The following is a 13,917-nucleotide window of genomic DNA, read 5'->3' as shown; positions in this document are numbered from 1 at the left end:
GGAGGGGTTGCTCCCGATGGCGGTGTGTCAGCTGAAAATAAGCTGACTGAGACCCTGCTATCGGGGGCAAGTCGAATCGTCGCACCGCCCCTCCCACATTTTGATCTACATCCGCGCCAAGGCATACTTGCCGCCTCCCGCTCCTCAGAATTGTTAGCGCCCCATGCGTATCCACGTCAGCTTCATCGACCGCGTCGGCATTACCCAGGAAGTCCTGGCCTTGCTCGGTGGGCGCAATCTCAACCTGGATGCGGTGGAAATGGTGCCGCCCAACGTCTATATCGACGCCCCGACGCTGAGCGCCGAGGTACTGGAAGAGTTGCGCGACGCGCTGTTCAGCGTTCAGGGCGTGCAAGCGGTAAGGGTGGTGGACATCCTCCCCGGCCAACGCCGCCACCTGCAACTCGATGCTTTGCTGGCAGCGATGACCGATCCGGTGCTGGCGCTGGACAGTGCGGGCAAGATCCTGCTGGCCAACCCGGCGCTGATTGCGTTGTACGGGCGCGAACCGGCCGGAGAAAGTATCGCCGAGCTTTTCAATGACACGGCGTTGCTCGATACCTTGCTGGAGCAGGGCTTTCGCCTGCCCTTGCGCGAGATCAGCATCAACGGTCAGACCTGGCTGCTGGATGCCACGCCGATCACCGACGCCGGCGCCCTGCTCACGCTGTACCAACCCAACCGCATCGGCGAACAACTGTCGGCGCTGCACCACGACCACGCCGAAGGCTTTGATGCGCTGCTCGGCGAATCACCGGCGATCCGCACCCTCAAGGCACGTGCCCAACGGGTCGCTGCACTGGATGCGCCACTGTTGATCCAGGGCGAAACCGGCACCGGCAAAGAGCTGGTGGCGCGCGCCTGCCACGCTATCAGCACGCGCCACAGCGCACCGTTTCTGGCATTGAATTGCGCGGCGCTGCCGGAGAACCTCGCCGAAAGCGAGCTGTTCGGTTATGCCCCCGGCGCCTTCACCGGTGCACAGCGCGGCGGCAAGCCGGGGCTGATGGAGCTGGCCAACCAGGGCACGGTGTTCCTCGATGAAATCGGCGAAATGTCGCCGTACCTGCAAGCCAAGCTGCTGCGCTTCCTCAATGACGGCAGTTTTCGTCGGGTGGGTGGCGACCGTGAAGTGAAGGTCAATGTGCGCATCCTCAGCGCCACCCACCGCGACCTGGAAAAAATGGTCGCCGAAGGCACGTTCCGCGAAGACCTGTTCTACCGCCTCAACGTGCTCAACGTCGAAGTACCGCCGCTGCGCGAGCGTGGCCAGGACATTCTGTTGCTGGCGCGTTACTTCATGCAGCAAGCCTGCGCGCAGATCCAGCGTCCGGTCTGCCGCCTGGCGCCAGGCACCTACCCGGCGCTGTTGGGCAATCGCTGGCCAGGCAATGTGCGCCAGTTGCAGAACGTGATCTTCCGCGCCGCCGCCATCTGCGAAAGCAGCCTGGTGGACATCGGCGATCTGGACATCGCCGGCACCTCGGTGGCACGCCAGAGCGACGGCGAAGTCGACAGCCTCGAACAGGCGGTCGAGGACTTCGAACGCGGCCTGCTGGAGACGCTCTACGTCAGCTACCCCTCGACCCGACAACTGGCCAGCCGCCTGCAGACCTCTCACACCGCCATCGCCCATCGCCTGCGCAAGTACGGCATTCCCGGCAAATCCTGAACCCAATCGTCACCAGAACGCGCGCCGCCCTCGGTGCTTGACGGAGTCAGTTGCGCGAAAGAACAGCCGCTCGGCCATGGGCGCGCTGATGCGCGAGTAATAGATCGCGACCACATCCGAATCGGTCTTGTCGGCCAGGCTGCGGAAACTAGTGAAGCGCTGCTCCGGGAGTTTCAGATGCCCGGCCTTGAAATCGGCATCCGCTGCGGTGGGCGTCAAATAATGAAAGTGCGCGTACGCCAGCACCCTGCCCTGCTTGTCCTTGACCACATACTCCTGCAAAAAATCATCGACGCGCTTGAGGGCAATACGCCCCTCGATGCGCACGATCTGCAGTTGGTCTTGAGCATGAAGCCAGGCGATCCCGCTTTCATTGGGCGGCATACGCTTGATCATCTCGATGCGCAACAATCGCCCCTGTTCCAGGTACCGCCGCGCGACCTTCTCCAGATCATCCAACAACGTCTGCGACACAACATCGGGCGCGGCTGGCAGCGCCTTGCGCAACTTGTCGGCAACCGCCCGGACGGTCGCGGATTGCCGCGTCAGCCGCGCCTCAACGTTCTCCGGCGGGGTATTGCCGAGCGCCTCGTTGCGCGCCTGTTGCAGCACCATGGGTTCGCGTTGCAACAAACGGCGGGCGTCGCCCTTGAGGTTTTCCAGGGAACGCGTCGGACGCGGCACAACGGGCGCCGCCTCGGCAATCGCTTCGAACTCAGTTGAACCGGCCCGCTCCTGCAAACTGACCACCACGCGCTGATCAACCGGGCTGATCAGGTCGACGATCTCTTCACCCGAATCCGGCGTACGCGCACGCACCCGCCCAAGTTGGTAGCGTTTTTTCGAGTCACGGACCAGCCGTTGATCGGCGCCAGGGCGTCGCAATGCCGTGGCCTGGGGGCTACCCTCCTGCTCGCGCAGCAGTTTAGCCAACGATATTCGCGACTCTTGATCCAGGCTGAGGATTGTCGACTCCACAGGCACTTCAATATCGCTGTGAATCACCTCCGGCAGTGCTTCGCGGTACTCCGCGAGTATCGCCAGGGTGCTGGCGTACTCGTGCAGAATCGCCCGAATACCTTCAATGCGCTGCTGCACACTGAGCACGCCCGCTTCATCAATGGTTTTTTGCGACTGGGCCGATTGAATCGCCTCGTCGATCGCCCCCTTGACCCGCATGCAATCGTCGTGTTCTTCGGGCGTCGGCCGTCGACGCCAGATCATCTGTTTGAGGGTCTGCAACTGCAGCGTCCTCCAGTCGAGCGGCGCACCATAGGACGAAGGCGCCAAGTCGCCGACGAAGGATTTATAGCCAGGTATACCCTGCAAACGCTGGTAGAACACACGCTCCCAGAAGCTCAGGTTAACCATGGATTGCTGGAACTCGCCGATCTTATGCGCTTCTTCGTTCAGCACACGCTCGGCGGCCTGGGACACCGTCACGTCAGCATCCTCAAACTGCGCGGTCACTTGCTCTATGCGCGCTGGTGGCAACTGCTCCTCACGACGATTGAAGGTCAATACGTACATGCGTCGGCGCATGGTTTCCAGCATGGTCTTCAGTTGCGCGCAATGCTCTCTTTCAAAACCATCCATGGGCTTAATGCTGTTCTTGCGGATAAGCAGATTGAGTTGTTTTTGTTGCGCGCCCTCTTGTTTTTCCATTTCCGCCAAAAAGCGCATCCTGGCATCGCGCCGGTGCTGGTCGGTAAATAGCCCTTCAGCGCTTGAATGGGCCTTTTCGCACAGGCTTTCGGCTGCCTTCACTTTGCGTTCGCACGCTATGAGTTCAGCGACAGCCGCGTCGTACTCATCCTTAATCAAGAGACTCTTGCGCTCGACTTGCGCATAGCGCCGCGCAGCCGGGCTTCTCTTCTGCCCACCGAGCAAGCGCAGGCCGAGGTCGATTGTCCATACGTCATCCGCGCTCTTTCTGAGCCACGGCCCCAGGCGCTGGGGATCCCTGAGATCAGCTATTCGCCAGCCACCTTCCACTGCCGTCACGCCGTATACCTTGCTGTCGAGCAACGTGTAGTTTTCCTGGCTCGCAGCGCCACCGTCGCGCAGCACCTGGACCTGACCGCGCACCGGGCTGTCGGCCGAGAACACCGCGGGCCTGTCTGGCCCACGCTCTCCCCGACCAGGCGCCCACTGGAAGGTCTCAAGCTTTGCCTGCTGCTGCGGATTGAGCTTGAGCCGTGAATTAGCCCAGGAATAATCCATGGCGGTGATATCCGCGAGCGAACGCGGCCAGGCAAACGTCGACGTTGGTTGGCGAACGTGGCCGACCGGGATGACGTCCGTGGTGTGCACCGTGCCGGTGGTGACGGATTTGCTCGCACTCAGGCCCAAACGTTCATCCAGTTTGACCACCGGGCTCAGGAGCAACCCGGCCAGGCTACCGATCAGTTCGGTGAGGGCAGCGGCGGCGTCTTCCTGGCTAGCGTCTGGCGGCAGCGCCAGGACCGCGCGAAACGTCTTGAAGGTTTGAAACAGCCAGCCCGCGACCGCCACCGGCCCGCGAATCATGGGCAGCAGCGCATTGAACAATTGCCACAGATCATTCTTGAACATGGCCCACCTCAACGCCTCGTTGGACGCCGACTGCTTCACCGCCAGTTGCCAGAGGCTGTGGGCGTTTTCATCGAACACGACCGCCAGAAAATCACCGGTTATCACTTCATCACTGAGCAGGACCGGGCTTGAAGTGGGCTGCGCGTCGTATTCATCCCCCGGCAGAAAACGCTGAACGTGGGGCCGCAGAAAACCGCCATTGCCGAACAACGCCCGACTGGCGTCCGGCAAGCGTTGCAGCACCAGGCGCTGCAGATCGCTGTCGACGCGGGCGATTTCATCAAGTAGCGCCTGGCGACTGGGGAATTGTTGCAACACGGCGTCGACGTGATCCGGCCGATAAAGAATGTGGGGCAGCGGGCTGTTATCGCGCGGGCCGATCACACACAGGTTGTCCGCCTTGTGGGCACGCCCGCCGGCATGGAGCAGGAACGCAAGGGGCCGCGCCACAATCACCTCGCCACTGAGCACACGCTTGAGCGGGTCGTCCTGCAGCATCGTGCGCACCACCAGGGCGCCGGTCCGGGTAAAACCGTGGCGCCGGCGCAGGCTGTTTTCAAAGGCGCGCATGGGCAGTTGGATCGTCATCTGATCAACAAACAAGCGACGCCGACGTGGGCAGTCCACCGGGTCCGAAATCAACGCGCGCTCAAGCAGCGTCGGATAGTGCTTGCCCACGTCCACGCGTTCGATCAGTTGCTTGAGGTACGCAGCTGTCAGCCAGCCGGGCACGCTTTCCGGCTGGGTCTGATGGCTGATCTGCACGCTGGCGTATGCCGTGACGAAGGGGTTTTCCAGCGACCATTGGGTCAAGGTCCTGGCAGTGCGTTGGGTCCAGCCAACGGTGCCGCCCTGGGTGCGCTCGAAGGTCAGTTGGTAATCATCCGGGTCGATGATCGCCTGGCCGGGGCGGTCCAGGCGCATTTGCCGGCGCAGGGCGTTGCGCGCGTAAACATCTATTGAGTCGAGGCCATCCAGAAATGATGCGCCACCGGTGGTTTGCTGCAGGCGCTCAAGCCACTGGCCATAAACCAGACGATCTGCGCTGCTGGCCAGTTGCAACCAGAGCGGCAACTGTTCTTCGTGGGGTTGCTGCAGTGCGTCGGGGTCGAACCAGGCCAGCGGTGAGGTGAGTGAAATAAACAACTGTTCATAACTGCCAATCTCCGGCAGTGCCGACCAATCGACCCGATACAGGCTGCGCAACTGGCGCTCCAGCAACGTCTGGGCCAGGGCATCGAACACGTTGCCCTCGGGCTCGCGCAGCACCCAGTGGACGGGAACCCCGGGCAAATAGTGGTTCATATAGCGCGGCAACAGATTGCCCAACGCGTCGAGGTTATCGAGCGTCAGCAGGTTCAGCGCCGGGACGTACAGCAGCGTGACACGCTGGCCCTGCACCTGACGTTGCAACACCAGCAAAGGCAGCCATTCGCCCTGGCGTTCGTTCTGGACCGCAAACACCTGATAGATCCGCAATACATGCGGCTGGCCCAACGCTTCGCGATCCGCGCGGTCGCTCCAGACCTGGGTATGTTCATCGCCCTGCCCCAGCAGCGCGCGCGCGTGCTCCGAGCTTAGTGGCGGGTTCTGCCGCGCCGTCATCAGGCACGCACGCAATTGGCGGCCGACCGCGTCCCAGCGACTGTGCGCCGAACCGTCCGACACGCGCTCGTTCCAGTAGTCCACCAACCGCTCGGCAAACCCCTCCAGCACACCGGGGGCCAGGGCGTTGAGCATCTGTTCGATGTCGTCCACGGTGATCGCGTCGGTCACCGCCTCGAACACCCGCTCGCCCGAGCGAGTCAGCAGTTGATGATGGCCTGGCGTGTAGTTCAGCGCTTCGCCGCTCATGCAGCGTTTGATCAGCGCATCGCTCAACGTGATGAGCTGTGTGTAACCACCGCCAGCCTGTATCACACCGATCCAGGCAGTGGGCGCCCGCAGGCGCGCACCGACGAACCGCTCCTCCAGCCAGCCCTGGATCATGGACTGGGCCACAGCGGTCAGGCTCAAGCGACGGGCAAACACTTTGGATAAGTAATCGCGGGACATCCGCGCCTGGGTGAGCTCCGGAGAATTTGCAGTTGAAGCACGCATGGGATGCATCCTGATAACGAGATCACTGCACGTTAAAGCGTCAGGGAACGCCCAAAGCAGTACATCTATCTTGCACAAAGGGCTGAAAGCGACCTTCACCGTACTGAAAGCGCTACAGTGGAACGATATCGCTACAGTCCTGCTTTTTACGCGCCATGCAAGGCTTTGATCCACATAGGCTTTTTTTCGCGCACCGCGCTGTATCGAAATCGCTACAGCCGCCGTGGCCAATGTCGCAGCCAAAATTATTAAGCTATTGATTTATAAGTGATTAATAACATTGGCCGCGATCTTGCTAAGTAACTCCCCATTATTCCAATCCCGTCCACCAGACGAATCTGGCCCTGAGGAATTTCCATGAGCGAGTTGCGTTTTACTGAAGATCACGAATGGCTGCGTGCCGAAGCCGATGGCAGCGTCACCGTGGGCATTACCGCATTTGCGCAGAACGCGCTGGGTGATGTGGTTTTCGTGCAACTGCCTGAGCTGCAGACCTATGACAAGGGCGCCGAAGCGTCCACCGTGGAGTCGGTAAAAGCTGCCAGCGGTGTGTACATGCCGCTGGACGGTGAAGTCCTCGAAGTGAACGACAAGCTCGATGGCAGCCCGGAACTGGTCAACGAAGATCCGATGGGCGAAGGCTGGTTCTTCCGCTTTAAACCGGCCGATGCCGACGCAGTGGCTAAGCTGTTGGATCAGGATGCGTACGACCGCCTGATCAAAGCCAACGCTGAAGCCTGAGGAGCGCACCATGACGATCAATCTCAGCACCGCTAACGAATTCATCGCCCGCCACATCGGCCCGCGCCAGGAAGATGAGCAGCACATGCTCGCCAGCCTGGGCTTTGACTCCCTGGAAGCCCTGAGCGCCAGTGTGATCCCGGAAAGCATCAAGGGCACCAGCGTGCTCGGCCTGGAAGACGGCCTGAGCGAAGCCGAGGCCCTGGCGAAGATCAAGGCCATCGCCAGCCAGAACCAACTGTTCAAGACCTACATCGGCCAGGGCTACTACAACTGCCACACGCCGTCACCGATCCTGCGCAACCTGCTGGAAAACCCGGCCTGGTACACCGCCTACACCCCGTACCAGCCGGAAATTTCCCAAGGCCGCCTGGAAGCGCTGCTGAACTTCCAGACCCTGATCAGCGACCTCACCGGCCTGCCGATCGCCAACGCCTCGCTGCTGGACGAAGCTACTGCCGCTGCCGAAGCCATGACTTTCTGCAAACGCCTGAGCAAGAACAAAGGCAGCAACGCCTTCTTCGCCTCGGTGCACAGTCACCCGCAGACCCTCGACGTGCTGCGTACCCGCGCCGAACCGCTGGGCATTGATGTGGTTGTGGGCGATGAGCGTGAACTGACCGACGTCAGCCCGTTCTTCGGCGCCCTGCTGCAATACCCGGCCAGCAACGGTGACGTGTTCGACTACCGCGAACTGACCGAACGCTTCCACGCCGCCAACGCATTGGTAGCCGTGGCCGCCGATCTGCTGGCCCTGACCCTGCTGACCCCTCCGGGCGAATTCGGCGCCGACGTGGCCATCGGCAGCGCGCAACGCTTCGGCGTGCCGCTGGGCTTCGGTGGCCCGCACGCGGCGTACTTCTCCACCAAGGATGCGTTCAAGCGCGACATGCCGGGCCGTCTGGTCGGTGTGTCTGTTGACCGCTTCGGCAAGCCGGCCCTGCGCCTGGCCATGCAGACCCGCGAGCAACATATCCGCCGCGAGAAGGCCACCAGCAACATCTGCACCGCCCAAGTCCTGCTGGCCAACATCGCCAGCATGTACGCCGTGTACCACGGGCCTAAAGGCCTGACCCAGATCGCCCAGCGCATTCACCAGTTGACCGCGATCCTGGCCAAAGGCTTGACTGCCTTGGGCTTGAACGTCGAGCAGCAACACTTCTTCGACACCCTCACCCTCAACACCGGCGCCCACACCGCCGCCCTGCACGATAAGGCCCGCGCCCAGCGCATCAACCTGCGTGTGGTGGACGCTGAGCGTGTTGGCCTGTCGGTGGACGAAACCACCACCCCAGCCGATATCGAAACCCTGTGGGCGATCTTCGCCGACGGCAAGGCCCTGCCAGCCTTCGCGGCAACTGAGAGCACCCTGCCGGCCGCGCTGCTGCGCCAGTCGCCGATCCTCAGCCACCCGGTGTTCAACCGTTATCACTCCGAAACCGAGTTGATGCGCTACCTGCGCAAGCTGGCAGACAAAGACCTGGCCCTGGACCGCACCATGATCCCGCTGGGCTCGTGCACCATGAAGCTCAACGCCGCCAGCGAAATGATCCCGGTGACCTGGGCCGAATTCGGTGCCCTGCACCCCTTCGCACCAGCCGCACAAAGCGCCGGCTACCTGCAACTGACCTCCGACCTGGAAGCCATGCTCTGCGCGGCCACCGGCTATGACGCGATCTCGCTGCAGCCGAACGCCGGTTCCCAAGGCGAATACGCCGGTCTATTGGCCATTCGTGCCTATCACCAGAGCCGTGGCGAAGAACGCCGCGACATCTGCCTGATCCCGTCGTCGGCCCACGGCACCAACCCGGCCACCGCCAACATGGCCGGCATGCGTGTCGTCGTCACCGCCTGCGACGCCCGAGGCAACGTGGACATTGAAGACCTGCGCGCCAAGGCCATCGAGCACCGCGATCACCTCGCGGCACTGATGATCACCTACCCGTCTACCCACGGCGTGTTCGAGGAAGGCATCCGCGAGATCTGCGGCGTCATCCACGACAACGGCGGCCAGGTGTACATCGACGGCGCTAACATGAACGCGATGGTCGGCCTCTGCGCCCCGGGCAAGTTCGGCGGCGACGTGTCCCACCTGAACCTGCACAAGACGTTCTGCATTCCTCACGGCGGTGGCGGCCCGGGCGTTGGCCCGATTGGCGTCAAGTCCCACCTCACGCCATTCCTGCCGGGCCACGCGGCCATGGAGCGCAAAGAAGGCGCGGTCTGTGCGGCACCGTTCGGCAGCGCGAGCATTCTGCCGATCACCTGGATGTACATCAGCATGATGGGCGGCGCTGGCCTCAAGCGCGCTTCGCAACTGGCGATCCTGAATGCCAACTACATCTCCCGCCGCCTGGAAGAGCACTACCCCGTGCTCTACACCGGCAGCAACGGCCTGGTGGCGCATGAATGCATCCTCGACCTGCGCCCACTGAAAGACAGCAGCGGCATCAGCGTGGATGACGTGGCCAAGCGCTTGATCGACTTCGGTTTCCACGCACCGACCATGTCGTTCCCGGTGGCCGGCACCTTGATGATCGAGCCGACGGAAAGTGAATCCAAAGAAGAACTGGACCGCTTCTGCGACGCCATGATCGCCATTCGCGAAGAAATCCGCGCAGTGGAAAACGGCACACTGGACAAGGACGACAACCCACTCAAGAACGCTCCGCACACCGCGGCGGAACTGGTGGGCGAATGGAGCCACCCCTACAGCCGTGAACAGGCGGTGTATCCGGTTGCTTCGCTGATCGAAGGCAAGTACTGGCCGCCGGTTGGTCGGGTCGACAACGTGTTTGGTGATCGCAATCTCGTATGCGCATGCCCTTCAATCGAGAGCTACGCGTAACCTGAGGCTGAACTCAATCAAATGTGGGAGGGGGCTTGCTCCCGATGGCGGTTTTACATTCAACATCTCTGTTGACTGACGCACTGCCATCGGGAGCAAGCCCCCTCCCACACTGACCGAGTACACCCAAAACATAATAAGAAACCGGAGAACCACTCATGTCTTTAAGCGTGTTCGACCTGTTCAAGATTGGCATCGGCCCCTCCAGTTCCCACACCGTCGGCCCCATGCGCGCCGCCGCTCGATTCGTCGAAGGCCTCAAACGTGACAACCTGCTGACCACCACCTGCAGCATCAAGGTGGAACTCTACGGTTCCCTCGGCGCCACCGGTAAAGGTCACGGCAGCGACAAGGCTGTGTTGCTTGGCCTGGAAGGCGAACACCCGGACACCGTGAACACTGAAACCGTCGCCGCACGCCTGGCACAGATGCGCAGCGATGGCCGCTTGAACCTGCTCGGCGAACACAGCATTGCGTTCAACGAGAAAGAACACTTGGCGATGATTCGCAAACCCCTCGCCTACCATCCTAACGGCATGATTTTTCGTGCCTTCGACGCTGCCAACATCCAGATTCGCAGCCGCGAGTACTACTCGGTTGGCGGTGGTTTTGTAGTGGATGAAGACGCCGCCGGTGCCGACCGGATTGTCGAAGATGCCACGCCGCTGACATTCCCCTTCAAGCACGCCAAGGACTTGCTCGGCCATTGCGCCACTTACGGCCTGTCCATCAGCCAAGTGATGCTGACCAATGAAAGTGCCTGGCGCCCTGAAGCGGAAACCCGCGCTGGCCTGCTGAAAATCTGGCAGGTGATGCAGGACTGCGTGGACGCCGGTTGTCGCAATGAAGGGATTTTGCCCGGTGGCCTGAAGGTCAAACGCCGTGCCGCCGCGCTGCATCGCCAACTGTGCAAGCACCCGGAATCGGCGCTGCGTGATCCGTTGTCGGTGCTCGATTGGGTCAACCTGTACGCGCTGGCGGTCAACGAAGAAAACGCCAACGGCGGACGCGTGGTCACGGCGCCCACCAATGGTGCAGCCGGGATCATTCCGGCCGTGCTGCATTACTACATGCGCTTTATCCCAGGCGCGAACGAAGACGGCGTGGTGCGCTTCCTGCTCACCGCCGCTGCCATCGGGATTTTGTACAAGGAAAACGCGTCGATCTCCGGCGCCGAAGTCGGTTGTCAGGGCGAAGTCGGCGTGGCCTGTTCCATGGCTGCCGGCGCGCTGTGCGAAGTGCTGGGCGGCAGCGTGTCCCAAGTGGAGAACGCTGCCGAGATCGGCATGGAACACAACCTCGGCCTGACCTGCGATCCGATTGGCGGCCTGGTACAGGTGCCGTGCATCGAGCGCAACGCCATGGGCTCGGTGAAGGCCATCAATGCGGTGCGCATGGCTTTGCGCGGCGACGGGCAGCATTTCGTTTCGCTGGATAAGGTCATCCGCACCATGCGCCAGACCGGTGCCGATATGAAAAGCAAATACAAGGAAACCGCCCGTGGCGGTTTGGCGGTCAACATTATCGAGTGCTGACGCCTAAAGGCGCGGCAGCACGTTTTTCAGGAGCTGAATATGTCCACCGAAACCCTGTTGAAAACCCCATTGCACGCCCTGCACATCGAACTGGGCGCACGCATGGTGCCCTTCGCCGGCTATGACATGCCGGTGCAATATCCACTGGGTGTGATGAAGGAACACCTGCACACCCGTGAACACGCCGGGTTATTTGACGTGTCCCACATGGGCCAGATCCGCCTGACCGGTGCCAATGCCGCCAAGGCCCTGGAAACCCTGGTGCCCGTGGACATCATCGACCTGCCCGTAGGTATGCAGCGCTACGCAATGTTCACCAACGAGCAAGGCGGCATCCTGGATGACCTGATGGTCGCCAACCTGGGCAACGACGAACTGTTCCTGGTGGTCAACGCCGCCTGCAAGGACCAGGACCTGGCGCACCTGCGCAAACACATTGGTGATCAGTGCACCATCGAGCCGCTGTTCGAAGAACGCGCCCTGCTTGCCCTGCAAGGCCCCGCAGCGGTGAAGGTGCTGGCGCGCCTGGCGCCGGAAGTGACCAAGATGACCTTTATGCAGTTCGCTTCGCTGCGCCTGCTGGGTGTGGACTGCTACGTCAGCCGCTCCGGTTATACCGGTGAAGACGGCTTTGAAATCTCCGTGCCTGCGGCCAATGCCGAAAGCCTTGCGCGCAGCCTGTTGGCCGAGAGCGAAGTACAGGCCATCGGCCTGGGCGCCCGCGACTCCCTGCGCCTGGAAGCCGGCCTGTGCCTGTACGGCCACGACATGAACACCGAGACCACACCGATTGAAGCCAGCCTGCTGTGGGCCATCTCCAAGGCCCGCCGTGCCGATGGCGCACGTGCCGGCGGCTTCCCGGGTGCCGACCGAATCTTCACCCAGCAGCAGACCGGTGTAAGCCGCAAACGCGTCGGCCTGTTACCCCAGGAACGCACTCCGGTGCGCGAAGGGGCAGAAATTGTCGATGAGCACGGCACTGTGATCGGCAGCGTCTGCAGCGGCGGCTTTGGCCCAAGCCTCGGCGGCCCTTTGGCCATGGGTTACCTGGACAGCGCATTCATTGCACTGGATACCGAAGTCTCTGCGTTGGTGCGTGGGAAAAAGGTGCCGCTTCGTGTAAGTAAAATGCCATTCGTGCCACAGCGTTACTATCGTGGTTGATTGACTGTTCCTATAAGTAACGCGGTTGCGTTAACGTGCACTAATCTGTAACGCAACCGCCATAAAACAGTGCATTCACGATAGTTATTGTTATAGGTGTACAGCTATAACAAGTGAGCGAATCTATCGAATAAGTCCGCTCTACATTATTCAACGAAGTGTCATGCGGCCGAGCAAAACATGGGGTTTTGCAGGGCTTGTTTTTTCTCTATTAGTTGGCGTAGAGTTTGCCCACTGTGTTTGCATGGGTCGCTTGGAACCTGGACCTGGGCAGTAGCTGAAGTAGTTGTGCTACAACCCGTTCGACGTCTCTTACTTTCCTGCAACCCAGCCCAGTACTCTTTCATGTGAAAGGGGCTGTCATCAATTTATAGCGTCAAGGAAATAAGAAAATGGCTGAACGTCAGAGCGGTACCGTCAAGTGGTTTAACGACGAAAAAGGGTTTGGTTTTATCACTCCAGAAAGCGGTCCGGATCTGTTCGTACATTTCCGCGCTATTCAGGGCAACGGGTTCAAGAGCCTCAAAGAAGGCCAGAAAGTGACATTCGTTGCGGTGCAGGGCCAAAAAGGCATGCAGGCTGACGAAGTACAAGCAGAAGGTTGATCCTTACTGCGACAAAAAGCCCCTGATATGACATCAGGGGCTTTTTTATGGACGCGATTCCGTAAAATGCGTTTTTTCCTCAGAGAATCCTGCCATGTCCAAACCCCTGCTGAGCCCCCAAGGCGAATTCCCCGCCGTTGGCCTGGGCCGTCGCCTGGCAGCGATGTTCTATGACTTCCTGTTGTGCACCGCCCTGCTGATCGTCACCGCATTTATCTACAAGCTGGTGTGGATGGCATTTCTAGGCGAAGCCAGGATGCGCACCCTCACCGAATCCGGTGCCCTGGACGGCGACCCGCTGCTGTCGACGATTCTGTTCTTTGTGCTGTTCGGCTTCTTCGCCAAGTTCTGGACCCATTCCGGGCAGACCCTGGGCATGCAGGTGTGGGGCGTGCGCGTGCAGAACGCCGATGGCTCGCGCATCAGCCTGTGGCAGGCGCTGTTGCGCTTTGTGGTGTCGATTGCGTCGTGGTTGTGCGTGGGGCTGGGGTTTATCTGGGCGTTGTTCGATAAACAGAAACGCGGCTGGCATGACATCTATTCGGACACCCAGTTAGTGCGCATCCCGAAGCAAAAGAAATAAAACCCTTCTTAATTAAAGATCTACATGTGGGAGGTGGCTTGCCCCCGATAGCGGCTCTACATTCAATATTTCTATTGACTGACACACCATCATCG

8 protein-coding genes are annotated in these 13,917 nt (G+C 60.9%); 7 read left to right on the top strand and 1 reads right to left on the bottom strand.

The window, feature by feature from the left end; translation table 11 throughout:
- Positions 1-163: 163 nt before the first annotated feature.
- Positions 164-1,672 (top strand): sigma-54-dependent transcriptional regulator, encoded by a 1,509-nt coding sequence (locus AB4N82_RS16065; protein ID WP_032890957.1) that lies wholly within the window; start codon positions 164-166, stop codon positions 1,670-1,672.
- 9 nt (positions 1,673-1,681) lie between these two features.
- Here AB4N82_RS16065 and AB4N82_RS16060 read toward each other — a convergent pair whose 3' ends face one another.
- Entirely contained in the window at positions 1,682-6,346 is a 4,665-nt protein-coding gene (locus AB4N82_RS16060; RefSeq protein WP_163034921.1) for a hypothetical protein, read from the bottom strand.
- A gap of 357 nt (positions 6,347-6,703) precedes the next feature.
- Between AB4N82_RS16060 and gcvH the strand changes: the two genes are divergently transcribed.
- From gcvH to AB4N82_RS16030, 6 genes are all read left to right on the top strand, one after another.
- Positions 6,704-7,087: a glycine cleavage system protein GcvH gene (gene gcvH / locus AB4N82_RS16055; RefSeq protein WP_032890954.1), complete on the top strand. Its 384-nt coding sequence runs from the start codon at positions 6,704-6,706 to the stop codon at positions 7,085-7,087.
- A gap of 10 nt (positions 7,088-7,097) precedes the next feature.
- Complete coding sequence (gcvP, locus tag AB4N82_RS16050) at positions 7,098-9,935, top strand: aminomethyl-transferring glycine dehydrogenase (RefSeq protein WP_122753120.1); 2,838 nt, start codon at positions 7,098-7,100, stop codon at positions 9,933-9,935.
- A 158-nt stretch (positions 9,936-10,093) separates the two neighbouring features.
- Positions 10,094-11,470 (top strand): L-serine ammonia-lyase, encoded by a 1,377-nt coding sequence (locus tag AB4N82_RS16045; protein WP_032890951.1) that lies wholly within the window; start codon positions 10,094-10,096, stop codon positions 11,468-11,470.
- Between the two features lie 39 nt (positions 11,471-11,509).
- Positions 11,510-12,634 carry a glycine cleavage system aminomethyltransferase GcvT gene (gene gcvT, locus AB4N82_RS16040; RefSeq protein WP_032890950.1) on the top strand — a complete coding sequence of 375 codons (1,125 nt, stop codon included), beginning with the start codon at positions 11,510-11,512 and terminating at the stop codon, positions 12,632-12,634.
- 392 nt (positions 12,635-13,026) lie between these two features.
- Positions 13,027-13,239, top strand: a complete 213-nt coding sequence (locus tag AB4N82_RS16035) for a cold-shock protein (RefSeq protein WP_003365337.1) — start codon at positions 13,027-13,029, stop codon at positions 13,237-13,239.
- Positions 13,240-13,333: 94 nt separating this feature from the next.
- Complete coding sequence (locus AB4N82_RS16030; RefSeq protein WP_032890948.1) at positions 13,334-13,822, top strand: RDD family protein; 489 nt, start codon at positions 13,334-13,336, stop codon at positions 13,820-13,822.
- The last annotated feature ends 95 nt before the right edge of the window (positions 13,823-13,917 follow it).

This window comes from Pseudomonas sp. H1_D04 (genome assembly GCF_054683855.1).
This window is presented reverse-complemented; position numbering and strand designations above follow the sequence as displayed.